The sequence below is a fragment of the Wohlfahrtiimonas sp. G9077 genome, from assembly GCF_002252155.1.
In the GTDB taxonomy this organism is placed as follows: domain Bacteria; phylum Pseudomonadota; class Gammaproteobacteria; order Cardiobacteriales; family Wohlfahrtiimonadaceae; genus Wohlfahrtiimonas.
The window spans coordinates 118,035-141,442 of sequence record NZ_NEFD01000005.1; the positions used below are offsets into that span (position 1 = coordinate 118,035).

Sequence of the window (23,408 nt, forward strand, 5' to 3'; positions counted from 1 at the left end):
ATGGCGAATATCTCAAGAACTCGTCGCATTGATGAGCAGCTAAAGCAAGAACTCTCTTTGTTGATTCGTAAAGAGATTGGTGATTCACGTGTCATGATGATCTCCATCACTTTAGTGAAAGTGGTGAGAGATCTCTCTCAAGCTAAAGTTTTGGTGACCTATTTAGGACCAACAGAAGAGCGCGCTGAAATGGTTGCGCTCCTCAATGAATATGCCTCGCTTTTCCAAAGAATGCTGGGCAAGGTCTTAAAATTGCGTAAGATCCCAAAATTTGAATTTGTATACGATGAACAGCTAGAGAAGGGCAATGAGTTATCAGCCTTGATCACAGAAGCTGTTCAAGAAGATGAAGCACGACACAAAGATCACGATGAGTAAAACAGCTAAAATCAAGCGCCGTCCATTGGATGGCGTTTTACTTTTAGATAAGCCAAAAGGCATATCAAGTAATAACATTCTGCAGAAGGTCAAATATTTATATCGCGCTGTGAAAGCCGGGCATGCGGGCACTTTAGATCCGATGGCCACAGGTTTATTGCCCATTTGTTTTGGGGAAGCGAGTAAATTTAACCATCAGCTTTTAAATAATCGCAAAACGTATCGTTTTACGTGTCGTTTAGGTGAGGCCACAAATACAGGCGATGCTGAAGGGGAAGTGATTGCCACTGCGGCCATTCCTGAGTTATCCACAGCCTTATTAGAAACGGCAATGGTGAACTTTACGGGTGACATTCAGCAAATTCCACCGATGGTTTCAGCATTGCATCATGAAGGTAAACGCCTGTATGAGCTTGCGCGTGAAGGCATTGAGGTGGCGCGCCCTGCTCGCGACATCACCATTGATGCATTGACGCTGATTGAGTTTGATGATCACAGCTTTACGGCTGAAGTGACCTGCTCAAAAGGGACATATGTGCGTGTGTTAGCCGAAGACATTGCCAAATCCATCGGTACGCTTGGACATTTAACGATGCTGCGCCGAACGGAAGTTGCGCCTTATTTTGCACCAACGTTGATTACGATGGAAGATTTAGAGGCTGCGCTTTTAGAGAATCGTGCAGATGAACTGTTATTGCCTGTTGATAGCGCGATTGCGGATTTTCCCATTTTGATTTTCAACGAGGAAGAGACGGCGCGCTTGAAAAATGGGCAAAAGATTGCGTTTCCCCATACGTTAGATGAGCAATTTTATCGTTTATATGCGTATGATCAGACCTTTTTAGGTTTAGGAGAACGTCATTTGCCCCATGTGATTAAGCCCTCACGCTTGATTCAAATACAATGACGGGACAGAATAATTTGTTATAATCGACGCCTATTGATTAATAATAACCGTTGCACGAGCGATGGAAACGAAGGAATAGATATGTATAAAAAATTATTCACCGTCGGCGCATTTTGTTTAGGTTTGACGACACTGGCATCAGCAGAAGATGCTGTGATTAATAAATGTGTGGCGAAAGATCACAAAACCATCGTATATACAGAGTTTGATTGCCCAGATCAGTATGAGAGTGCAACGGAGGGTTGGCTCAGTGAAACAAATGTCACAGATGCCAATCGCTTTGGGGATGAATCCCTCCTAGATTATGATTCAACAGGGACTGCCGCTCAGCGTTTAGAACAAGAGCCTGAGCCACCTCAATTACCGAAACCACAATAGGTAGTGTATGGGTCGCATTTTATGGGCGACTCAGCGCGAGCGTTTACTGGACATTTAAAGCCAATAAAAAAAACCTCTGAATTTTCAGAGGTTTTTTGTTTTTAAGTGAAATTAGAATTTCACGCTTTTAAATGCATCTTTACCTGCATAGACAGCGTTATCACCCAATTCATCTTCAATACAGATCAAACGATTGTATTTTGCAACGCGGTCAGAGCGGCACAATGAACCTGTTTTCAATTGTGTGCTAAGTGCTGCGGCAGCAAGATCTGCAATCGTTGTGTCAGCAGTTTCACCTGAGCGGTGAGACACAACAGAGGTGTAGTTTGCATCATCTGCCATTTTGATGGCATCTAATGTTTCTGTTAATGTACCGATTTGGTTGAATTTGATCAAAATAGAGTTGGCAATGTTTTTCTCAATGCCTTCTTTTAAGATTTTGGTATTTGTGACAAACAAATCATCGCCCACCAATTGGATTTTATCGCCCAATTTTTGTGTTAGGATGGCCCAACCTTCCCAGTCGGCTTCATCCATACCATCTTCGATGGTGATGATAGGGTAACGCGCAACCCAATCGGCTAAAAAGTCAGCAAATTCAGCAGAAGTAAAGGCTTTCCCTTCAGATTCTAAAACGTATTTACCATCTTTGTAGAACTCAGAAGATGCCACGTCTAAACCTAAAAATACATCTTTACCAGGTGTATAGCCTGCTTTTTCAATCGCAGCCATGATCACTTCTAAAGCTTCTTCGTTAGAAGATAAGTTCGGTGCAAATCCACCTTCATCACCCACTGTGGTTGCTAAACCACGCGCATTTAATACATCTTTAAGGGCATGGAAAATTTCAGCGCCACAACGCACAGCTTCTTTAAAAGAAGGTGCGCCCACTGGCAAAATCATGAATTCTTGTACATCCACAGAGTTATCAGCATGCGCACCACCATTTAAGATGTTCATCATTGGTACAGGCAATACATATTTTGTGGAGTCATTTAAATGGCGATATAAAGGTACGCCTTTTTCGTTAGCTGCAGCGTGTGCAACTGCTAAAGAAACGCCCAATAAAGCATTCGCACCTAAACGACCTTTGTTGTCTGTGCCATCTAATTCGATCAATACTTCGTCGATCGCTTTTTGATCATTGGCATCTAAACCTTTTAACGCAGATAAAATTTCGCCATTGATGTTTGCACAGGCTTTTAATACGCCTTTGCCACCGTAACGAGATTGATCACCATCACGCAATTCGATGGCTTCACGGGCACCTGTAGATGCACCACTTGGCACAGCGGCTGTGCCTTTGACACCTGATTCTAAGGTTGCTTCAACCCAGACAGTAGGATTACCACGAGAATCAATGATTTCGCGTGCCACTAAATTTTTAATCGCTGACATACCTTTTCTCCTAAGAAGTTTTCACTGATGAACGAATGCATTCGCGGCTAATTATAACCGATTCGACCATAAAACGTTATTAATGTAACGAATCGGCCGTGAACCAAGCTGTGGGCGTGATGGTTTTTTCAATCCCTTGATCCACCCCAAGCACCATGGCAAACAGTGCCATGCGCGCAGGCACGCCAGCATCCGATTGGCGGAAGATGGCCAAACGTGGATCACCATCTAAATCATTGCTCAGATCATTGGCATTTTCGCGGCTATCGCGGGGCAGTGGATGCATGATGATGGCATCTTTTAGGGCATATTCATCGATCAATGCTTGATTGATGCGAAAGCTCAACTCAGGTTGGCGCGTCTCTTCACCTTGGGTAAAACGCTCTTTTTGAATGCGTGTGGCATAAATCACATCATTGTTGTGGATACCATCTTTCAGTTGATCCGTCTCAATGACAGTGTGACCGCGTTCACGGGCAAATTCCACAATGTATTTTGGCATGCTTAAGAAATCAGGCGATGCAAAGGTAAACGTGATGTTTTGATAAAGGGACATGAGTTTAACCAATGAATGCACAGTGCGGCCATAACGTAAATCACCAATCATGGCAATGCGGCAATTGTCCATCGTTTTGCCATTGTGCTTGAACTCATTGTGAATGGTATAAGCATCTAACAGTGCTTGAGTAGGATGTTCACCTGCGCCATTGCCCGCATTGATGATGGGCGTATTGGTGGCACCTGCCATTTTATGAATGGCTTCTTCTTCAGGATGACGCACCACCACCACATCAAAGTAACCGGAGATGACACGCGCGGTATCCTCAATGGATTCACCTTTGACAATGGAGGAGAAGGAAACCCCAGTTGTGTTAGAAACTTTACCACCAAGGCGCATAAATGCTGCATCAAAGCTCAAACGCGTGCGCGTGCTGGCTTCAAAAAATAGACTGCCCATAATGGCGCCTTCTAAAACATTTGTGCGTGCTTTGCCTTGTGCCACAGGTTGTAAAATATCCGCAAGTTCAAACAAACGATTCAACGTTTGAAGATCAAATTGTTCGCAAGATAATACAGCCTGCCCGTATAGTGTGTTCATAGTTGTCCTTCTAAATATCACGTTTTCCAAAAAAAACCGCCATATCTGGCGGTTATTAAAATCAATTAAATGTGTCGGAGTGTGTGTCCGATGTAGCGTTGTCTTGGACGAGAGATTTTCATCTTCGGATCGGAGATCATTTCGTTCCAATGGGTGATCCAACCAACAGTACGCGCCAATGCAAAGAGCGGTGTGAACATGTGTGTTGGGAAACCTAACGCTTTGTAGATGATGCCTGAGTAGAAGTCGACGTTTGGATATAAGCGGCGTTCGATGAAGTATTCATCTTTCAATGCCATCTCTTCTAAACGTTTGGCCACTTCCATCAATGGATCATTACCATATTTTGCGAGCACTTCATCAGCAATGCCTTTGATTAAGCGTGCACGTGGGTCAAAGTTTTTATAAACGCGGTGACCAAAGCCCATCAAACGGAATGGATCTTCTTTATCTTTTGCTTTTGCCACGTATTTATTAACATTTTCAACCGTGCCAATTTCATTGAGCATGGTTAATACTGCTTCATTAGCACCACCGTGAGATGCACCCCATAAGCAAGAAATACCAGCAGAAATCGCGGCATATGGGTTCGCGCCAGAAGAGCCTGCCATACGTACGGTGGATGTTGATGCATTTTGTTCATGATCCGCATGTAAAATGAACAATACGTCCATTGCTTTTTCAGCAATTGGATCGATTTCATAAGGCGCACATGGGGAGCTGAACATCATGTTCAAGAAGTTACCGGCATATGACAATGAATTCGTTGGGTAAACAAGCGGCATACCGATTGAATGTTTGTATGCAGCCGCCACAATCGTTGGCATTTTTGAGATCAAGCGGTGCGCTGTGATCATGCGGTGCTCAGGATTGTGGATGTCTAATTTATCATGATAAAAGCCAGCCATTGATGCCACAGTACCGGCTAAAATTGCCATGGGATGTGAGTCATAACGGAAGCCTTGCAGGAAGACTTTTAAGTTTTCATGCATCATGCTGTGTGTCATGATGATGTTATGGAAGTCATTCGATTCTTTTGCATCTGGCAATTCGCCATTGAAGATCAAATAGCAAACGTCTAAGAAGTTTGATTTCTCAGCCAACTCTTCGATGGGGTAACCACGATAGAGTAATTCGCCTTTGTCACCATCTAAGTATGTGATGGCGCTTTCACAGCTTGCTGTCGATACAAAACCAGGATCGTAGCTGAATAAATTCAAGGTGCGATTCATAGCTGCAATATCAACAACATCATCACCATATACTGACTCGAGGATTGGAAATTCCCCTTGTTGTTGTGTACGGTTGTCAATATAGGTAACGCTATTTCTATTAGTTGTCATTTTTTCCTCCTTGTGATCTTAATTTTTTTAAGATCTAATCTATTTTAAACGTGTACTTGTGGTAACACATCCGACTAATATAAACGAGCTTGATCAACTTAGCAAAATTCTGATGCGCAAAAAAAAAGCATCGACTCGATGCTTTTCTTTTTGAACTGATTAACGACCGTATTTTTTACGGAAGCGATCAACACGACCTTCTGTATCCACGATGTTTTGTTTACCAGTGAAGAAAGGGTGTGATTGAGAAGAAACTTCAATTTTGTAAAGAGGGTATTCGTTACCATCTGTCCAAGTGATTGTTTCTTTAGTCGCGATTGTAGAACGCGTTAAAACTGCAAAGTCGCTAGAGCTGTCTTGGAAAACAACTGGGCGATAATTTGGATGACCTTCTGCTTTCATAATAAAAATCCAGTATAAGTAAAATAAAACGGCTGATCAAAAGCCTACTTAGTTTAAAATAGCACAATATTCTAACAAAAAGATATTTTTTGCGCAATACTTAGCGTTTCATTGCATCAAAAAATGCTTGATTTGTCTTCGTTTCTTTGAGTCGCTCTAACACGAATTCCATGGACTGAATTTCATCCATCGGATACAAGATTTTACGAAGAATCCACATTTTTGTTAAGTCGTCAGGATCGGTTAAGAGTTCTTCTTTACGCGTGCCTGAACGGTTGATGTCAATGGCAGGGAAAATGCGTTTTTCTGCCACTGAACGGTCTAAGTGCAATTCAGAGTTACCTGTGCCTTTGAACTCTTCATAAATCACTTCGTCCATTTTTGAACCGGTGTCCACAAGGGCTGTGGCGATGATGGTTAAGCTGCCGCCATTTTCGATGTTACGCGCCGCACCAAAGAAGCGTTTTGGGCGATGCAATGCATTGGCATCAACACCACCTGATAATACTTTACCCGATGATGGCACCACAGCGTTGTAAGCGCGGGCTAAACGCGTGATGGAGTCTAATAAAATCACCACATCGCGGTTGTGTTCCACTAAACGACGCGCTTTTTCGATGACCATTTCTGCCACTTGTACATGGCGCACAGCAGGTTCATCGAAGGTTGAGGCAATCACATCACCACGCACTAAGCGACGCATTTCTGTGACCTCTTCAGGACGCTCATCGATTAACAAGACAATCAAATAACATTCAGGATGATTGCTTTCGATGGATTGAGCAATGTTTTGTAGCATCACTGTTTTACCAGTTTTTGGCGGTGCCACGATTAAGCTACGTTGACCTTTACCGATGGGTGCGACCATGTCAATGAGGCGCGCTGTGATGTCTTCACTTGAACCATTGCCGCGCTCCATTTTCAGGAGTTCATTTGGATGAATCGGTGTTAAGTTCTCAAAGGCGACTTTGCGTGTGGAGTTTTCCACAGGCTCATAGTTGATGGTGTCGACTTTTGCTAAAGAGAAATATTTTTCATTGTCTTTAGGGGGACGAATTTTGCCTGAAACCGTATCGCCTGTGCGCAAGTTAAACTTACGAATTTGCGATGGACTGATGTAAACATCATCAGGACCCGCCATATAGGAGCTGTCTGCGCCACGCAAAAAGCCGTAACCGTCGTTAAGAATTTCTAACACGCCGTCACCGGTGATCTCGTCGCCATTTTTTGCGTGTGCTTTTAAAATGGAGAAGATCAAGTCATGCTTTTTAGCACGGGCTAAGCCTTCTAGCTGCATTTCTTGAGCGATGCGAATCAGCTCAGCAGCAGGCATTTGTTTCAATTCAGTTAAGTTCATAGAGTATTTTTTGAGGTAAACAATAAAAGATAAGGAATACAGTCGCTTAGCGAAGAATGAGGGCTAAGGACATCAATCTTGGGGATTATTCAGTTCAGAAAGGAAAACTGTTATTTTTTAGTGCTGCGAATTTTATAAGTTTTACAGCAACTTTGCAAATAATCTCATCAACTTTTCTGCTTTTCATCCGCCCGTCCATTGCGATGTTCTATGTAGGCTTTGCCGATTTCATAGAGCATCGGTAAAATCGAAATGAAGATAATGCCAAGGACAATGATGGAGAAATTTTGTTTGATCCATGGAATGGTACCAAATAAATAGCCCGCACCGAGCATTAAGAACATCCATAATAGCGCACCTAAAATATTAAAGGTGGCAAAAGTTTTATAAGTCATTTTGCTCGCCCCTGCAACAAAAGGTGCAAATGTGCGCACGATTGGCACAAATCTTGCGATCACAATAGTCTTACTGCCATATTTTTCATAAAAATGGTGGGTTTTTTCTAAATATTGTAATTTGAAAATTTTCGCCTCTTTTTTAAAGACTTTTAAACCAAAATAGTGGCCGATCTGATAATTGAGGGCATCGCCTAAAATCGCTGCCACCAACAGTGTGCCAAAGAGAATATAAATGTTTAATAATCCCATCGCCGCTAATGCACCGGCTGCGAACAATAATGAATCCCCCGGTAAAATGGGTGTGACCACCAAGCCTGTTTCACAAAAGATGATGGCGATTAAAATTAAATAGATCCAAAAGCCATATTGCTGCACAGCCACTTCGAGGTATTGATCTAAGTGCAAAAAAAGATCCACAAACTGCATGAAAAAATCGTACATGATGAGTCCTGTTATTTATTGTTCTTGAATGAGTTGATGATTCGCTAAACGAAAACGATGATCCATTTTATGGGCAAGGGTTAAATCGTGTGTGACCACCACAAGGGCAGTGCCGATCTCTTCATTGATCTCGCACATTAAATCAAACACAGCATGTGCATTGTCACTGTCAAGATTGCCGGTGGGTTCATCGGCTAAGACGGCCAAAGGCTCTGTGACCAATGCGCGTGCAATCGCCACACGTTGGCGCTCACCGCCCGATAGGGCAGAGGGCTTATGTGATAAACGGTGCGATAATCCCACGCGATTAAGCATTGATTTGGCGCGTTCTGTGGCCTCTTTGACACTCATGCCGCCAATGATGCAGGGAATGGCAACATTATCAACGGCTGTAAACTCCGGCAATAAATGGTGAAATTGATAAATGAAGCCTAAATAGCGGTTGCGCCAAACACCGCGGGCTTTTTCTGAGCCACGACTTAAGCAATGGCCATTGAGCCAAACTTCGCCTGATGTCGGTTGATCAAGCCCGGACAAAACATGCAGCAATGTACTTTTCCCTGAGCCGGATGCCCCAACAATCGCCACGCGATCTTTGGGGGCTAAGGTAAAATTTAGGGATTCAAAAATTTTGACCTCATTTTTATGGTCAATGTAGGATTTGGCCAAGTTTTTGGCCTCTAAAATCGGATCACTCATAACGTAATGCCTCAGCAGGTTGAGTTCTAGCGGCGCTCCATGCAGGATAGAGGGTGGCTAAACTGGCCAATAAAAATGCGATCAATGCGATCAATGCAATGTCGCCCACATTGATCACGGTGGGGATGTGGGAAAGCGGATAAACGCTCGGCTCAAACACAGTGTAACCCAAGAAAGATTCCAACCAACCGATCAAGCGATTGACATTGTTGGTGATGAGCAATCCCAAGCTTGTGCCAATGAATACGCCCCAAAAACCTATCACAATGCCTTGCACCATAAAAATGGCGAGGATTGAGCGAGGTGCCAATCCTAAGGTTCTTAAAATGGCAATTTCTGAGCGCTTATCATTGACCACCATCACAAGCGTTGAAACTACATTGAACACAGCCACTGCAATGATCAAGCTCATGATGACAAAAATGGTGCGTTTTTCTGTGTCGATCATTTTGGCAAGGGTGGCAAATTGATCCACCCAACTGTAGATGAGGATATCATTGTCCGCAAAATGATCCACAAGGTTCAATGCCGTTGGCCGCGCGATGCTTGGGTCTTTGAGTTTTAAACGAATGCCTTGGACTTCATTGCTTGGGATTTTAAAGATCTGATTGGCATCATCAATGTGAATGATGGCCATATTCGCATCATACTCATACATGCCAACGCTGAAAATATCCACTACGGTAAAGGCTTTTGTGCGCGGGATCACGGTTTCTGAATGGGGAGACACTTCAGGCGTAATCAGCATCACTTGCTCGCCGATGTGGGCATCTAACAGTTCGGCTAAATCTTTACCGAGGATGACATTGGCGCTGTCGCCATTTAAGGCATCAAAGTTTGGCAAGATGTCAGAAACTGCCGATTGATATGTGGGATTGATGCCCTCAATGCGCACAGGGCGCATTAAGCCATTGGCATTCATGAGCCCTTCACCATTGGTAAATGGCGCGCCTGCGATCACATTGTCATCGAATGTAGCGGTTTGATACAACGTTTCCCAATCATCAAAATGGCCACGCTCTGCCCGTTTGACGATTTTAAGATCATACGCCATCGATGCGCTCACCTCTTGAATGCCTTGCTGAAAGCCATTCATCACAGAGAGCACCACAATGATCGCCGTGAGCCCAAGGGCAATGCCGCCAATGGACACAAGGGAGATGAAGGAGATGAAGTTATTTTTGCGTTTTGCACCGGTGTAGCGCAGCCCGATGGCGAGACTTAAAGGTTTAAAGAGCTTAATCATAACGCAGTGCCTCCGCCGGTTGAGTTTGCGCCGCTTTCCATGCTGGATATAAAGTGGCTAAGCTTGCCAACCCAAAAGCGATGCCCGCCACAATGTAAATGTCGCTCCACACCACTTGTGAGGGGATTTCAAGCACATAAAACGCTTCGCCCACATTGCTGCCAAAAAAGGATTCCACAGCGCTGACGATGTGATTAACATTAAAGGCAATGAGTAAACCGAGCCCCATGCCAATCAGCGCACCAAAAAATCCAATGAACGTGCCTTGCACCATAAAGATTACCATGATCTGCATCGGAGACATGCCAAGGGTACGCAAAATGGCAATTTCGGGGCGTTTTTCTGTCACCACCATCACTAAAGTCGACACCACATTAAAGACTGCCACCGCCACAATGAGGCTCATGATGGTGAACATGGTGAGTTTTTCAATTTCGATCATTTTAAAGAGGGTTTTGAACTCATCAATCCATGTGCTGACGCGGTAATCATCCCCCAGTTTTTGTGCTAAGCGCTCGGCAGTTTCTCTAGCCATCATCGGATCAGTGAGTTTAAGGCGCACGCCTGAGACACTGTTTTTCGGGATCTGATAAATGCGTCCGCTGTCGAATGCATTCATGATGCCCATCGTGGAATCATATTCATATTGTCCTAAGCGAAAAATGCCCACCACCGTTAAGCGCTTCATGCGTGGAATGGCGCCGGCAGCAGTCACTTGGATTTTGGGCGTGATCAATGTGACATGATCGCCCACACTGGCACCTAAAGACAATGCTAAATCTGTGCCCAAAATGATGCCAAATTCACCAGGTTGCAAAATGGAAAAATCGCTTGCGGTGATGAAATCTGCGGTGATTTTATCGCTGATGGTGGAGACTTCATCCTCATAATTAGGATCAATTCCTTGGATTTTAATCGGGGCAAATTGTCCATTGGCTGCTAAAAGCCCTTCGCCATTATTAAAAGGTGCGCCGGCAATGATATTAGGCTCATAGCGTACAGCGTCATACACTTTCTCCCAATCTTTCACAAAACCTTGTGGCTGAGGATTGGTGATGGCAATGTCATAGGCCATTGCTAAATTGCGCGCTTTGACTTCATTTTGAAAGCCATTCATGACAGAGAGCACCACAATCATGGTCATCATGCCTAAGGCAATGCCACCGATGGAGATGAACGAGATAAACGAGATGAAATTTTTTTTGCGTTTAGCCCGCGTGTAACGCAGGCCAATGTACAGCGACAAAGGGCGAAACATCATTCCTCCTCAGCATCGAGTGATAACGCCATGTGTTCAGCGGTGGATTCTAATTTTTCAAGCTCGATGAGCGGTGGCAGCTCACTCAATTGCTTGAGATTAAAGTCATCCAAAAATTGTTTGGTGGTGCCATATAGATTTGGGCGCCCCGGCACTTCACGTTGACCGAGCACTTTAATCCATTCGCGTTCAAGCAGCGTTTTGATGATGTGACTGCTGACGGCAACGCCGCGAATCTCTTCGATGTCTCCGCGGCTGATGGGTTGACGATAAGCGATTAAGGCGAGCGTTTCGAGCAAAGCTCTGCTGTAGCGTTGAGGCTTTTCATCAAATAAGCGGGAAACCCACGGTGAGAATTGTTGTGGCACTTGGATGCGATAACCTGAAGCAACTTCAACGAGCTCAACGCCGCGACCTTCTAATTGGTATTTCAGCGCGGTTAGGGCTTCTTTAATGGCCTCAGTGCTGGGCTGCTCATGCAATTCAAAAAGAGCTTGAATATCTGTGATTTTTAACGGGGTGCAAGCGGCGCTTAAAATGGCCTCAAGCAGTACATTTAATGGCGGTAATGCATTCATAGATTGATCTCTGCACTTAACGGAAGAAGACGTTTGCCGGCAAAGGCAAAGGCGGTGCGCATGATGGCATTCCAAGGATTTTCATTCAATTGACCTTTTGTGGCCAAATCAATTTGAACCACCATGCGGGTTAAATGGCGGATGCGCTGTGGACTTAAACGATTGAGGGCTTGGCGATACATGGCTTTTTGGCTGCCCCAAACGTCATTGAGTGCCATCTCCATTGTGGCGCCTTGTGCCATTTTGCTTTGCATGCGATGGATGAGGCTGATCTCTTTATGCAGCACCCAATTGACTAAAATGGGCGCATCACCCTCTGAGCGTAAACTCTGCAAAATTCGATAGATGCGGGCAATGTCTGCCGTCAGTAGTGCAGAACTTAAATCAAATGCCACAAAGTTTGAGTTCTCGCTGCTAAGCTCAATGATCATCTCATGGGAAATGGGCGCATTGCCATATAAAAATTGTAACTGCGTTAGCAATTGTTCAATGGCTAAAAAGTTGCCTTCATTGTGGGCGCTGATAAATTGCACCGATTCAGGCAGCAAATTGACCTGCAATTGACGGGCGCGCTCTTGAATCCATTGTGGTAATTTGGTGTGATCTGGCGGAAATACTGTGATCAAGCAACCATTGCGCTCCACCATTTGCACCGTTTTATTTTTTTGGGCATTGCGATCAAGCTTTGGCATGGTGATGAGGTAAAAAAGATCCGAATGGGTTTGATCTAAACACTCATAGAGCTGCTTGAAAGTTTTGGCATCGGACTTTTGGGTAAAGCGTAATTGGATGAGTTTTTCTGTCGAAAAAAGGGACAAACTTTGGCCGGTGGTTAAAATGTGCGACCAATCAAATTTATTGTCCACATCAAACACTTCACGTTCATAGCGCCCTAAACTCATGATGGCATTTTTGATGGTCTGCTCTGTGTTGAGCATCAACGCCGGTTCATCGCCTGTGATGAGACAATAGGGCAGGCGAATGATTTTGGGTAATTCTTTGGTAACGAAGTCCTGAGCAATCCGCATAATTTTTCATTCTCAAATAAAGAAAAACCCTCAAAAAGAGGGTTTTTGTGAATGCATGATGGCTTATGCATTCCCTTCAGCTTGCATCTGTTCTAAACGTTGTGCATAGAGCAAATCAAAGTTCACAGGGGCTAAAGTCAATGGCGGGAAGCCTGCTTTTAACACCATAGAATCTAATGTTTCACGCGCGTATGGGAACAAAATGTTCGGGCAAAATGCGCCTTCCATGTGGCTGCGTTGTTCATCGCTAAAGCCTTCAATGGTGAATACGCCTGCTTGCTCGATTTCCACTAAGTACAATACATCATCGCCGACTTTAGCAGTCACAGTTAAACGTAAGGCAACTTCTGTCAAACCATCGTCGATTTGTGTGGCTAAGTTTGCTAACTGCACAGAGATCTCTGGCGCGGTTTCATTTTTAAAACACGCAGGTGCATTTGGCACTTCAACAGAGATGTTTTTATTGTATAACTTATGAACGTTAAAGATTGGACCTTCGTTCGCTGCTGCGTTTGCTGCATTCTCAGACATACGTTTTCCTTTATAAAATGGTGAATTATTTTGCTAAGAGTGGATCTAAGCCGCCTTTGGCATTTAAGGCAACAAGGTCATCACAACCGCCAATGTGTTGATCATTGATGAAGATTTGTGGCACTGTGTCACGGCCTGAGCGAGATTTGCTCTCTTCCCATAATTTAGCATCTTGATTCACATCATAGATGGTCACATCCGCGCCTTTGCTTTTTAATAACTCTAATGCACGTTTGCAATATGGGCAAGAAGGCATGTAATACATTTCAACTGACATTGTTCAACTCCTATTTTTTAGATGATTCAACAGGTAAATTTGCTTGTGTCCAAGCATTGATACCACCTTGAAGTGAAAAGAGGCTCACATCAGGATGCTCTTTACGTAATTTTTCCACAGCCGCTGTTGAGGCAGATGCAGAGTCACAATATAAAACGATCACTTTATTTTTCAATGCGCTGCTGGTGGTGACTTTTGTGGATAATTGGTCCACTGGCATGTGTACTGCGCTTGGAATGTGGGCTCTTTTATAGGCATCAGCATCACGGATGTCTACAAATACCGCTTGATCGTCATTAGACAATTGTAACGCTTTCACAGAAGAGATCAAAAATGCTTTGGTTTTGATTGATTTTAATTCATTTAAAATGATCAGGACAAATACGATGGTTAAGCCTGCAAACCAGATCAATTCAGCACGAAAGAATTCCAAAAAAGTCATAATGGTGAGATATCCTTAAGATCATACAAAAGTTATAAATGCCTTATTCTATCAGTAAACTTTATAAAAGAGTGAGAATAAATCGCAAAGCGCGCGATTTCAATTTGCGCAAAATGTGCCACAATGGCAGCTGTTTTTTATGAAATTTTAAGGCTTTGATTTATGATCCGTTCGATGACGCAGTATGCCGCATTGTGTTCGCTTTTGAGCGTTCCTTATATGACGCTCAATCTAGCAGTGGCCGATCATGGTTCGGTGCCCACGCTTTTACATGCATCAAGCCTTGCGATCTCTGCGTTAATTTTAGAGGATGCATCCATGGAAAAAACATTGCGCCGTGCGGACAATGGCCATTTAAAGTCTATGTTAAAGGCTGCGCGCATTTATCATTTTGGTGATTTTGATCAGGACATTGAGTCCGACATAATGATGGCACAATATTGGTATGAGCGCGCGATCACAGAACATCCTAAAGATTATCGTGCATATTATGAACTCGCTGAATTGCTGCGCATCTCATCACCAAATGATCCTAATTTACTGTCCTATTATCAAAAAGCCACACAATTGACGGATACGGACATCGATGTCTTGTTATTTGCTGCGCGCTTTTTTGCAGAGCGTGGCTTAGATCAGCAAGCTTTGACGCAATATGAACGGGTCATTGCCCTCAATACCAGTGAATCGAGCACCTATTATGCCAAGCTCCGCAGCGCCCATCTCCTTAAATATGGCGGGCAGGGCATTCAAAAAAATCCTGTCAAAGCCCATCAATATTATCTAGAGATCGTTGCCAATAATTTTAATGATGCCGAGAGTTTTTATGAACTTGGGGATGATTATCAGCATGGCATTGGCACGGCTGTGGATCTGACGCAAGCAAAAAATTATTATCAGCGCTCATTTGATGGGCGGGCACGTTTGCCGCTCGGTCAATTATTGCTGCAATCTACGGATGAAGCACAGCGCGCAGAAGGGGTTGAGCAGGTGATTGCTGCAATGGCATTGCCAGAAAATCGCCAAGCGGTGACGGACATTTTATTGCCATTACGCACCGAATATCCAAAAGTGGCGGCATGGCTGTATGATCAAGCCGTTTATTCAGATCATCGCAATGGTTTTGATGCCCGTGCAGTGTTAAAAGAGGGCTGTGCGGCAAATGATCCGGATCACTGTTTTTATGAAGCACTGTGGCAACTTGGCAACCGCGTGTATGAAAAAGAGGGCTTTGCCCGCATGCTCGCGTTTGCAACAGCGAATGATGCGCGCGCAATGGCAAAGTTGATTGAGCATTATCATGATCAAAATGATGCACGCAATGAACTCAAATGGCTGAAAGCACGCGCAGAGCTGTTACAGACAGAAGAAGCCTATGAAGCGGTGGCCTATTTTTATGTCAATGAAATGGATTACGATGAAGCCGTAATTTGGTATGGCAAAATTGATGCGCCATCTGAGGACATTGCCAGGAACTTTCAGCATGCCAAAAATGAAGCGGCATATTTTAAGCAGCGCGCCATTGCCGCAAAAACTGATTGGGAAGATGCAGAATTTATGGCAAGCATTTATCAGCGTCAAGGGCGATTTGATCAAGCCATTGCCATGCTTGAGCCTTGGGCACAGACGAAAGAGACCGCAGGGTACTTATTGGTAGATGCGCTTGATCGCTCGCAAATCCCTGAAAACTTACAGCGCGCCACACAACATCATTTAAAGCGTGCAAAAGCAGGGGAAGACGCTGCATATTATGAGTTGTATCAGCGATATGTACAAAACATTGATCCTACCATTACGCGGGAAGATGTGGTGGCATGGATGCAAGATTGGCAAGCGCTCGATGCGGATCAAAGCCGCTATTATATTGAGGAGCTTGAAGCTTATGATGAAGCCCTCAAACAGCAAGATTTAGAAACATTGGCCAAAGCGTATCAATTTGGCTCTGGCATCCGAAAAGATGAGGCAAAATATTGGGCGCTCCTTGAAGAACTCAGTGCCCAAAACAATCAATGGGCATTGCAAACCTTGGCCTATGCTTACTATTATGGCGAGATTGAACCCCATGATTGGTCTAAAGCGGTGGCGCTGTATCAAAAGCTCAACGAACCTGATGAGGAAGCGACAGCGATCATGGCAGATTATGAGCGTTATTTTGTGCCTGCCGAACAAGGTGATGATGCAGCAAAGACAGCGTTAGGGCGCTATTATGTCACCACTGAACCCTTTAAAAGTCGCCCAGCGGATGTTAAAAAAGGATTGGCATTACTCAATCAAGCGGCAGCGGCTGGTAATGGTGATGCGATGCTGAGTTTGGCGGATTATTATGGTTATGAAGATTATGCGCCTTATTTACAATTAAAATGGTTGGAAGCTGCGGTGGATGCAGGCAATCACGAAGCAGCATTGAAATTGGCACAGCTTAAAATCATGCGCATGATGTATCCATTGGTCAATGAGGCTGAGCAAACGGGCATTGAAGATTTATTGACCTTTGCTGCACAAAAGCTTGAGGCGGCCAATGAAGCTTTGGTGGATTTTTATCTGTTGATGCATCAAGATGAACGAGCAGAAGCGCTGCTCGACACATTGCCATTAGCGACACAGCAATCATTGTATCCGAAGCTTGGAGAGTTTCATGCCACCGATACAGATGAACATGCGAGTCACTTTAACAAAGCGGCGCTCTATTATGAGAAGGCCTATCAAGGCGGCGATTTATTGTATGGCATTAAACTTGCTGAACTCTATTGGCAAGGGGATCAAACATTGGTGCGCAACCAGCAACATGCAACGGCACTGATGAATGAGGTGTTCAGCGCCATTATTGATGCAAAAGATCCTGAAACATTGTATTTATCGGACAATATTGTAGAGTCATTGTTACGCCTGAATCGCGAAGATGCTTTTGCACGTGCATGGCTTAAGCGTTTATCCATTGAGGGCAACAGTTATGCAGCATCGCAATTGGCACAACTGTATGCCAAAGAGAAAGATTATGCGAGCGCTTATCTTTATGCCAAAGTGGCCGACCATTGGTTTGCCGATGATTTGGCCAGCCATTTAACGATGGATGTGATTGAGGCTTTAAATGAGCGTGCAGCACAATTGGCCAAAGCAAGAGATTATTAAGCTTTAGAAGGAGCATCATGTTTGATTTGAGTTTACATATGCAAAGTTCCATGGTCATTAAATTGGTGGTGGGCATGATTTGCGTGTTGGCATTTTTACGGATTTCCGGTAAATCGCAAATGTCACAAATGACGCCCACCGATGTGGTGAACTCTTTTGTCATTGGTGCCATTGTGGGCGGCACCATTTATGCGCCTGCATTGTCTGTGTGGCACATGGTGTTTGGCATTGTGGTGTGGACAATCATCAACCTTTTCATTCATAAACTTACGAAAATCCGCTTTTTCAGTGATCTGTTTTATGGTCGCGTGGTGTTTTTGGTGAAAGATGGCAAGCTTGATGTTAAAGCGATGAAGCAAAATAAAATCAATGCAGAGCAATTGACGGCTAAGCTTCGCGAGCAGCGGATTTTTAGCCTATTAGATGTGGATGATGTGCGCTTAGAAACCGATGGGCAGTTTACTGTATTTTTGAAAACAGAAGCATGTTTAGGCTTTTTACTCATCAATCAAGGCAGCATTTTAGAAGATAATTTGAAAGACGCGCAGCGCTCAAGCACCTGGCTTAAACAGGAAATGTTGAAATTAGGCTATGCCAATATTGAGGATTTATACTGCGTGGAATGGACACCTAACCGCGGATTTTTTGTGGTGGACAATGAAGGCAATTCTTCTGGTATTACTGCCAAATCTGTGGATTTGAAATAAAAAAAGCACCCAATGGGTGCTTTTTTATGGTGATTCAATTAGAAGTTGTAAGTGATGCCAAGCATGATGTCATGAGATTTTGCACGTGTTTTAAAGGTTGTGCTGCTATTGTCTTCACGGAAGGAAACTTTAGATTTCCCTGCATCCACATAACGGTAGCTTAAATCTAATGCTAAATCAGAATTCAATGCATATTGAACACCAGCACCAACGCTCCATGCAAAGTTGTTAGAGCGGTGAGATTGAGAGGCATTGAAAACATCAAGTCCCGCGGCATTAAGATTCAATTTAACGGTTTGCTTCACATTTGCATAACCAATACCAGCAGACACGTAAGGCGTGAATGCGGACTCATTGGTAAAATCATAGTAAACATTGGCCATCATAGTATTGATGTTCAATTGATTAGAGCTGTTGACGGTTGCAGGTTCACCAGGAATATTGAATGTTTCATTCGCTTTTGCTTTACCGCGTGCGGTGAAATCTAATTCAGCACGAATCGGTAAGCCAAAGGCTTGAGAGAAGTTGTAACCAAAGGCAACGCCGCCTGCAAATACGCTTTTGTTTTTGCTGCCTTTGCTGATTGATTCATTGTCTGCAGCATCGTCGCCATCAATGTATTCAGCTTTTTGTTTAGACATGTGAGTGATGGATGTGCCGATTTTACCGGTGACATAAAAACCAGTTTTGTCATTGTTTTGCGCATAAGCTGCGGAGGAAAGAGCGCCAACTAAGGAAACTGCAAGGATGATTTTTTTCATATAAATACCTTAATGATCAATAAAGTGATGGGCTTAACCCTTAACGCGCTAAAAAAAGCGGAGGCGATTATAAGACAATTTTTTTTTCAAACGCACGAATTTTTTCATGAGCATTAAAAAATTTTATAAAGCATTGTTCTGATGCATGATCAATATGATTGGCATTATGTTTTTTAAGGCCAGAAAAAATGGCTGCTCAAGTTGAATGAGCAGCCACTGAAATATTTAGAATCTTTTAGATTGCATAAAAATTTTTTATGAAAAAAAGGGTGAGATTACGTCATGTTATCAATGATATCGCGATGAAAAGATGATCATTTTCGCTTAAAGACCAATAACAAACCACCACTGATGATCAGTACAGCACCCAGCCAACCCCAAACGCCTAAGCGTTCATGCCAAAAGAAGTGGGAGAGAATCGCGCCAAAGACGGCATTGAGATAATAAAAGGGCGCTAAAAGGGATGCATCCGTCATTTGATTGGCCTTTGTCACCCACACTTGTCCAAGGGAACCAAAAAATCCCATCAGTACAATGATGCCCCAAATGCGTAAATCCGTGGGTAAATTAAACTCTGTGAATGCTGCAAAAATCATGGCAGAGATGCAGCCGGTGAAAGAGAAATAGAAGACAATTTCTGAGCTGCCGGCCACTTTACTCACGCGCTTGATGGCCACCATGGCAAGGGCGACAAAAATGCCGGCGATGATTGGAATAAAAGAGAGGATGGAAAATTGTGGTTTATCGGCGCTTGCCAGCATCCATGAGCCGATCATGGCCAAAATAAAGCTTGGAATCAAAACCCATGTGAGTTTTTCTTTGAGCCAAATTGCTGCCAGCAATGGCACAAATAAAGGTGTTAATGAGCGCAGTACTGTGGCGTCAGAGAGCGGTAAAACAGCCAATGATGTGAAAATGAGAATCATGCCAATTTGTCCTGAGAGAGAGCGAATGGCATGGAGCGGCAGGCGTTTAAAGGAGTTTTTCACTTCTCCTGTCAGCCAAAAAGCGGGCGCCACCCAAAGGAGCGTGACAAGGTTACGAAAAAAGACAATGGTGGCTGTCGATAACTCGCTGCCCAGCCATTTGATTGAGCTGTCCATCAGCGCAAAGGCCAATTGTGAAAGCACCACAAACAGGATGCCAACGAGCACTTTTTGATTCATGATTGATCCTAACGGTGAAAAAGGTTTTCAGTATAGCCCCAAAATCAAGCGCGCTTGATCACTTTGAAGATCGATCCGCCAATCACCATGAACATTGCACCAAAAACCACCACAAAAACGCCAATGTAACCCAAAAGATTTAAATTCGGGTGCGTAAAAATTTGTGGCCACAAGGTGGCAAAGAGCTCTGAAAAGCCAAGGGTAAATAGCGGCGTTAAGGTGATCATGGCACTGACTTTTGACACATCCCAATGTCGCATGGCTTCTGCCAATGCACCATAACCAAGCACCGTATTGAGCCCGCAATAGAGCAGTAAACACAGTTGCAATGTGGAGAGGTTAACAATGGCAGAAAAATCTGCAAATGGCATTAAAAATAGGATGCCAAGGGCATTGAGAATAAAGAGAATTTGTAGCGCATTGAATTGTTTGAGGGCGACTTTTTGTGCCATGGCAAACATCACCCAAGAGAGTGCAGACAAAGCAGCCAAAACAACGCCAAACGCATAAGCATTGAACGATGAGATCATCTCGATTAAATTGCGATTAAAAAAGAGCAATAAGCCTGAGATGAGGATGCTGACCCCAATCATTTGTATGATTGAAAGGCGTTCTTTAAAGAAAATGACACCGGCAAAGAGCAACCCAACGCTCGATAATTGCATCACGATTTGTGACACCGTTGGCGTGGTATAACTTAAAGATGCGCTGAATAAAACAAAATTGCCGATAATTCCAAGGGTCAGCACAGACAATAAGAGGAGGGATTTTGGGTTTTTTGTGATCATTTGCATGGGCAATGATTTTTTGATGGCAAGGATGGGCCATAAAATGGCCAGCGAGATCAAAAAACGATACCAAACCAATGTTGGTGCATCGAGTGATTGCATGATCTCTTTGATGGCGATCGGTACATTGCCCCAAATGAACGCGGTGAATAAGGATAGGAAAAAACCAAGTTTAGCGCTTTTGATGGGAGTGCTCATGACGGATGCTCGAAGAAGGGAGTGCTTTATTATACGAGCGAATGGTGAGCGGGTCAGTAGGAATCTTTTGAATGAGGTTCTGAGAAATGTTCTATTGGTATTCAATGTCAGATTAAAAAACAAAACCCCAATCATAGATTGGGGGTTTTTTATCGTTTGGAAAATTGGATTTAGCTGAACATCTCAATGATTTTCTTTAAGCCATCAATCAATTGATCCACTTCTTCTTTGGTGTTGTACATGCCAAAGGACATGCGCGCCGTTGCCGGAACACCAAAGCGGCGCATGATGGGTTGAGCACAGTGATGACCCACGCGAACGGCAACGCCAAAGTGATCAAGCATCGTGCCAATGTCATGAGGATGCACGCCTTTGACCACAAAAGAGATCACGCCCACTTTATTCGGCGCGGTGCCGATGATGCGTACTTCAGGAATGTTTGACAATTCTGCAGTGGCATAATCAAGCAACTCTTTTTCATGGGCAGCGATGTAATCAAAGCCAATCTCTTGGACAAATTTAATGGCCGCTTCAAAGGCAATCACGCCTGCAATGTTCGGCGTACCGGCTTCAAACTTATTGGGCAATGGCGCAAATGTGGTTTTTTCAAATGTCACTTCATCAATCATGTCGCCACCTGTTTGATAAGGTGGCATGGCATTGAGGAGATCTTTTTTACCATACACCACGCCAACGCCCGTTGGGCCATAGAGTTTGTGGGCAGAAAAGACGTAAAAATCCACATCTAATTGCGACACATTCAATGGCTCATGCACGATTCCTTGCGCGCCATCCACCAAAATTTTTGCACCCACAGCATGGGCTTTTTGTGTGATGGTGGCAATGTCATTGATGGTGCCAAGCACGTTGGAAATTTGTGTGACGGCCACAATCTTAACGCGTTCGGTTAAGTTTGCATCCAAAAATGCCATGTCTAAACTGCCATCATCGAGCACAGGCACCACCAATAAATGGGCACCTTTAAGCTGACAAATCATCTGCCAAGGCACGATGTTCGCATGGTGCTCCATTTCAGTGATCATCACCTGATCCCCTTCTTTAAGCAATAAATTGCCTAAACTGTGCGCCACTAAGTTGATGCTTTCAGTGGTACCTTTCGTGAAGATGATTTCACGCGGATCATGGCTGCCGATTAAGTTGCACACCACTTTACGTACATTTTCATAACGCTCAGTGGATTCCTGACTGAAGAAGTATACGCCACGATGAATGTTGGCGTAATACTTCTCATAGACATTTTTTTCTGCTTCGATGACACATGTCGGCTTTTGCGCGGACGCGCCCGTATCTAAAAATACCACAGGTTTATTGTGAACTTTTTCCGATAAAATCGGAAAGGCTTGGCGAATTGTGTCGATCTTTGACATAAAAAAATCCTCTATTATGCAGGGCGAACTGATGTTAAATCATTTTCCAATTGTTTATGCATCCACTCTTTGACGGTGTCATGCTCGATCATGCCAAGGAACTCTGCGGCATAAGAGAGCAATAACATCGCTTGTGCTTCTTGTAACTCAATCCCGCGTGAGCGCAGATAAAAGAGTGACTCAGGCTCTAAGAAACCCACCGTTGCACCATGTGTACAGCGCACATCATCGGCATAGATTTCTAAACGTGGAATGGTCATGGCACGGGCTTTATCGCTCAATAAAATAGAGCGCGTGAGCTGATTGGCATCGGTTTTTTGCGCATCTTGATGCACATTGATCATGCCATCAAAAAGTGCATTGGCATTGTCTGCCAATAGATTTTTGATGCTTTGCTCACTGGTACAATGTGGCACTTCGTGGTGAAGGGTCATCACATTTTCAAGCGATTGCTTGCCGCTGCCTAAGTTTAAGGCAATGAAATTTGAGTGAGACAATTCACCTTTTAAATGCACCGTGATGTCTGAGCGAACCACGTCACCGCCAGCTTGATAATGCAAAATGCTTGTGGCGCTTTGTGCCGCTTGATCACACTCAAACTCATAAAAGCTTGAAGCCATATCAGGGTTTAAGCTCATTTTTAACCAATTGAGCGTTGCAGCTTGCCCAACTTTAGCCGCCACTTTCGGGCTGGATAAATATTGGCCTTTACCCGCTTCGACAAACAAGACAGTGAGTTTGGACTCATCGCCCACTTCCACGGAAATGTCTAAATCAGCTGTGCGTGCGCCCTCTTCAGATACGGTGTAATTGTGGATCACAAAAGGGGTTGTGATGTCCGTATTGGGGATCACTTTTAATTGAATCTTGCCTTTTTCAAGGGTGATCAATACGCCTTCTGGCACTAAGTTTTCGTTGAACCATTGCGGGTTCACTTCACCATTGACGACGGTGAGCACAAAGCACTTTTCAGGCATTGTGTGATCCGTTGGCATCAACTGTGGATAAGCTGCCACAGCACCTTGCCATTCGGTGGATAAAACTCGTTTTAAAGGCGTCTCTCTCCAGCGTTCTAAGCGGAGGTTATCCGTTAATGTTTGAAGCATGTTCAATT

Annotated in this window: 24 protein-coding genes; 5 read left to right on the forward strand and 19 right to left on the reverse strand. The window is 43.9% G+C overall.

Annotation, left to right across the window (positions count from 1 at the left end; translation table 11 throughout):
• From rbfA to B9T20_RS07815, 3 genes are all read left to right on the forward strand, one after another.
• Positions 1-378: a 30S ribosome-binding factor RbfA gene (gene rbfA, locus B9T20_RS07805; protein ID WP_094490531.1), complete on the forward strand. Its 378-nt coding sequence runs from the start codon at positions 1-3 to the stop codon at positions 376-378.
• Positions 371-1,285: a tRNA pseudouridine(55) synthase TruB gene (truB, locus tag B9T20_RS07810; RefSeq protein ID WP_094490532.1), complete on the forward strand. Its 915-nt coding sequence runs from the start codon at positions 371-373 to the stop codon at positions 1,283-1,285. Before rbfA ends, truB begins: the two co-directional genes overlap by 8 nt.
• Before the next feature lie 81 nt (positions 1,286-1,366).
• A complete protein-coding gene (locus tag B9T20_RS07815; protein WP_094490533.1) occupies positions 1,367-1,663 on the forward strand; it encodes a hypothetical protein in 297 nt (98 codons plus the stop codon).
• A 111-nt stretch (positions 1,664-1,774) separates the two neighbouring features.
• On the opposite strand, the gene eno is transcribed toward B9T20_RS07815, so the two are convergent.
• From eno to B9T20_RS07885, 14 genes are all read right to left on the reverse strand, one after another.
• Positions 1,775-3,061: a phosphopyruvate hydratase gene (gene eno, locus B9T20_RS07820; protein ID WP_094490534.1), complete on the reverse strand. Its 1,287-nt coding sequence runs from the start codon at positions 3,059-3,061 to the stop codon at positions 1,775-1,777.
• Positions 3,062-3,140: 79 nt separating this feature from the next.
• On the reverse strand, positions 3,141-4,160 hold the full coding sequence (gene pyrB, locus B9T20_RS07825) for an aspartate carbamoyltransferase (protein ID WP_094490535.1): 1,020 nt from the start codon (positions 4,158-4,160) through the stop codon (positions 3,141-3,143).
• A gap of 65 nt (positions 4,161-4,225) precedes the next feature.
• A complete protein-coding gene (locus B9T20_RS07830) occupies positions 4,226-5,503 on the reverse strand; it encodes a citrate synthase (protein ID WP_094490536.1) in 1,278 nt (425 codons plus the stop codon).
• 159 nt (positions 5,504-5,662) lie between these two features.
• The gene (locus tag B9T20_RS07835) at positions 5,663-5,905 is read right to left on the reverse strand and encodes a type B 50S ribosomal protein L31 (RefSeq protein ID WP_008315982.1); all 243 of its coding nucleotides are present in this window, start codon (positions 5,903-5,905) and stop codon (positions 5,663-5,665) included.
• A 100-nt stretch (positions 5,906-6,005) separates the two neighbouring features.
• Positions 6,006-7,262: a transcription termination factor Rho gene (gene rho, locus B9T20_RS07840; RefSeq protein WP_094490537.1), complete on the reverse strand. Its 1,257-nt coding sequence runs from the start codon at positions 7,260-7,262 to the stop codon at positions 6,006-6,008.
• Positions 7,263-7,429: 167 nt separating this feature from the next.
• The gene (locus B9T20_RS07845) at positions 7,430-8,101 is read right to left on the reverse strand and encodes a DedA family protein (RefSeq protein ID WP_094490538.1); all 672 of its coding nucleotides are present in this window, start codon (positions 8,099-8,101) and stop codon (positions 7,430-7,432) included.
• 15 nt (positions 8,102-8,116) lie between these two features.
• Positions 8,117-8,800, reverse strand: coding sequence for a lipoprotein-releasing ABC transporter ATP-binding protein LolD (lolD, locus tag B9T20_RS07850; protein ID WP_094490539.1), 684 nt, complete (start codon positions 8,798-8,800; stop codon positions 8,117-8,119).
• Positions 8,793-10,046, reverse strand: coding sequence for a lipoprotein-releasing ABC transporter permease subunit (locus tag B9T20_RS07855; RefSeq protein ID WP_094490540.1), 1,254 nt, complete (start codon positions 10,044-10,046; stop codon positions 8,793-8,795). The genes lolD and B9T20_RS07855 overlap by 8 nt, the downstream gene beginning before the upstream one ends.
• Positions 10,039-11,304: a lipoprotein-releasing ABC transporter permease subunit gene (locus tag B9T20_RS07860; RefSeq protein WP_094490541.1), complete on the reverse strand. Its 1,266-nt coding sequence runs from the start codon at positions 11,302-11,304 to the stop codon at positions 10,039-10,041. The genes B9T20_RS07855 and B9T20_RS07860 overlap by 8 nt, the downstream gene beginning before the upstream one ends.
• The gene (gene scpB, locus B9T20_RS07865) at positions 11,304-11,882 is read right to left on the reverse strand and encodes an SMC-Scp complex subunit ScpB (RefSeq protein ID WP_094490542.1); all 579 of its coding nucleotides are present in this window, start codon (positions 11,880-11,882) and stop codon (positions 11,304-11,306) included. Before scpB ends, B9T20_RS07860 begins: the two co-directional genes overlap by 1 nt.
• Positions 11,879-12,910, reverse strand: a complete 1,032-nt coding sequence (holA, locus tag B9T20_RS07870; RefSeq protein WP_094490543.1) for a DNA polymerase III subunit delta — start codon at positions 12,908-12,910, stop codon at positions 11,879-11,881. Before holA ends, scpB begins: the two co-directional genes overlap by 4 nt.
• Positions 12,911-12,973: 63 nt before the next feature.
• The gene (gene secB, locus B9T20_RS07875; RefSeq protein ID WP_063455385.1) at positions 12,974-13,441 is read right to left on the reverse strand and encodes a protein-export chaperone SecB; all 468 of its coding nucleotides are present in this window, start codon (positions 13,439-13,441) and stop codon (positions 12,974-12,976) included.
• A 25-nt stretch (positions 13,442-13,466) separates the two neighbouring features.
• Positions 13,467-13,718, reverse strand: a complete 252-nt coding sequence (grxC, locus tag B9T20_RS07880; protein ID WP_094490544.1) for a glutaredoxin 3 — start codon at positions 13,716-13,718, stop codon at positions 13,467-13,469.
• A gap of 10 nt (positions 13,719-13,728) precedes the next feature.
• Complete coding sequence (locus B9T20_RS07885) at positions 13,729-14,160, reverse strand: rhodanese-like domain-containing protein (protein ID WP_008315972.1); 432 nt, start codon at positions 14,158-14,160, stop codon at positions 13,729-13,731.
• Positions 14,161-14,322: 162 nt separating this feature from the next.
• Between B9T20_RS07885 and B9T20_RS07890 the strand changes: the two genes are divergently transcribed.
• Positions 14,323-17,286 carry a sel1 repeat family protein gene (locus B9T20_RS07890; protein ID WP_094490545.1) on the forward strand — a complete coding sequence of 988 codons (2,964 nt, stop codon included), beginning with the start codon at positions 14,323-14,325 and terminating at the stop codon, positions 17,284-17,286.
• Positions 17,287-17,303: 17 nt separating this feature from the next.
• Positions 17,304-17,993, forward strand: a complete 690-nt coding sequence (locus B9T20_RS07895) for a DUF421 domain-containing protein (protein WP_094490546.1) — start codon at positions 17,304-17,306, stop codon at positions 17,991-17,993.
• Positions 17,994-18,031: 38 nt separating this feature from the next.
• On the opposite strand, the gene B9T20_RS07900 is transcribed toward B9T20_RS07895, so the two are convergent.
• From B9T20_RS07900 to B9T20_RS07925, 5 genes are all read right to left on the reverse strand, one after another.
• Positions 18,032-18,754 carry an outer membrane protein gene (locus B9T20_RS07900; RefSeq protein WP_094490547.1) on the reverse strand — a complete coding sequence of 241 codons (723 nt, stop codon included), beginning with the start codon at positions 18,752-18,754 and terminating at the stop codon, positions 18,032-18,034.
• A gap of 314 nt (positions 18,755-19,068) precedes the next feature.
• Positions 19,069-19,920, reverse strand: coding sequence for a DMT family transporter (locus tag B9T20_RS07905; RefSeq protein ID WP_094490548.1), 852 nt, complete (start codon positions 19,918-19,920; stop codon positions 19,069-19,071).
• Between the two features lie 44 nt (positions 19,921-19,964).
• Entirely contained in the window at positions 19,965-20,906 is a 942-nt protein-coding gene (locus B9T20_RS07910) for a DMT family transporter (RefSeq protein WP_094490549.1), read from the reverse strand.
• A 170-nt stretch (positions 20,907-21,076) separates the two neighbouring features.
• A complete protein-coding gene (locus tag B9T20_RS07920) occupies positions 21,077-22,294 on the reverse strand; it encodes an aminotransferase class V-fold PLP-dependent enzyme (protein WP_094490551.1) in 1,218 nt (405 codons plus the stop codon).
• 14 nt (positions 22,295-22,308) lie between these two features.
• Entirely contained in the window at positions 22,309-23,400 is a 1,092-nt protein-coding gene (locus B9T20_RS07925) for a SufD family Fe-S cluster assembly protein (protein WP_094490552.1), read from the reverse strand.
• Positions 23,401-23,408: the final 8 nt, after the last annotated feature.

What these genes read in the sequence shown, in the direction of transcription:
- rho (WP_094490537.1), bottom strand. Translation starts at nt 7,262, where the DNA reads ATGAACTTAACTGAATTGAAACAAATGCCTGCTGCTGAGCTGATTCGC.
- B9T20_RS07900 (WP_094490547.1), bottom strand. Translation starts at nt 18,754, where the DNA reads ATGAAAAAAATCATCCTTGCAGTTTCCTTAGTTGGCGCTCTTTCCTCC.
- B9T20_RS07895 (WP_094490546.1), top strand. Translation starts at nt 17,304, where the DNA reads ATGTTTGATTTGAGTTTACATATGCAAAGTTCCATGGTCATTAAATTG.
- holA (WP_094490543.1), bottom strand. Translation starts at nt 12,910, where the DNA reads ATGCGGATTGCTCAGGACTTCGTTACCAAAGAATTACCCAAAATCATT.
- rbfA (WP_094490531.1), top strand. Translation starts at nt 1, where the DNA reads ATGGCGAATATCTCAAGAACTCGTCGCATTGATGAGCAGCTAAAGCAA.
- B9T20_RS07855 (WP_094490540.1), bottom strand. Translation starts at nt 10,046, where the DNA reads ATGATTAAGCTCTTTAAACCTTTAAGTCTCGCCATCGGGCTGCGCTAC.
- scpB (WP_094490542.1), bottom strand. Translation starts at nt 11,882, where the DNA reads ATGAATGCATTACCGCCATTAAATGTACTGCTTGAGGCCATTTTAAGC.
- B9T20_RS07815 (WP_094490533.1), top strand. Translation starts at nt 1,367, where the DNA reads ATGTATAAAAAATTATTCACCGTCGGCGCATTTTGTTTAGGTTTGACG.
- B9T20_RS07920 (WP_094490551.1), bottom strand. Translation starts at nt 22,294, where the DNA reads ATGTCAAAGATCGACACAATTCGCCAAGCCTTTCCGATTTTATCGGAA.
- B9T20_RS07845 (WP_094490538.1), bottom strand. Translation starts at nt 8,101, where the DNA reads ATGTACGATTTTTTCATGCAGTTTGTGGATCTTTTTTTGCACTTAGAT.
- truB (WP_094490532.1), top strand. Translation starts at nt 371, where the DNA reads ATGAGTAAAACAGCTAAAATCAAGCGCCGTCCATTGGATGGCGTTTTA.
- lolD (WP_094490539.1), bottom strand. Translation starts at nt 8,800, where the DNA reads ATGAGTGATCCGATTTTAGAGGCCAAAAACTTGGCCAAATCCTACATT.
- B9T20_RS07860 (WP_094490541.1), bottom strand. Translation starts at nt 11,304, where the DNA reads ATGTTTCGCCCTTTGTCGCTGTACATTGGCCTGCGTTACACGCGGGCT.
- secB (WP_063455385.1), bottom strand. Translation starts at nt 13,441, where the DNA reads ATGTCTGAGAATGCAGCAAACGCAGCAGCGAACGAAGGTCCAATCTTT.
- B9T20_RS07925 (WP_094490552.1), bottom strand. Translation starts at nt 23,400, where the DNA reads ATGCTTCAAACATTAACGGATAACCTCCGCTTAGAACGCTGGAGAGAG.
- B9T20_RS07885 (WP_008315972.1), bottom strand. Translation starts at nt 14,160, where the DNA reads ATGACTTTTTTGGAATTCTTTCGTGCTGAATTGATCTGGTTTGCAGGC.
- B9T20_RS07835 (WP_008315982.1), bottom strand. Translation starts at nt 5,905, where the DNA reads ATGAAAGCAGAAGGTCATCCAAATTATCGCCCAGTTGTTTTCCAAGAC.
- B9T20_RS07905 (WP_094490548.1), bottom strand. Translation starts at nt 19,920, where the DNA reads ATGAATCAAAAAGTGCTCGTTGGCATCCTGTTTGTGGTGCTTTCACAA.
- grxC (WP_094490544.1), bottom strand. Translation starts at nt 13,718, where the DNA reads ATGTCAGTTGAAATGTATTACATGCCTTCTTGCCCATATTGCAAACGT.
- B9T20_RS07910 (WP_094490549.1), bottom strand. Translation starts at nt 20,906, where the DNA reads ATGAGCACTCCCATCAAAAGCGCTAAACTTGGTTTTTTCCTATCCTTA.
- B9T20_RS07890 (WP_094490545.1), top strand. Translation starts at nt 14,323, where the DNA reads ATGATCCGTTCGATGACGCAGTATGCCGCATTGTGTTCGCTTTTGAGC.
- pyrB (WP_094490535.1), bottom strand. Translation starts at nt 4,160, where the DNA reads ATGAACACACTATACGGGCAGGCTGTATTATCTTGCGAACAATTTGAT.
- B9T20_RS07830 (WP_094490536.1), bottom strand. Translation starts at nt 5,503, where the DNA reads ATGACAACTAATAGAAATAGCGTTACCTATATTGACAACCGTACACAA.
- eno (WP_094490534.1), bottom strand. Translation starts at nt 3,061, where the DNA reads ATGTCAGCGATTAAAAATTTAGTGGCACGCGAAATCATTGATTCTCGT.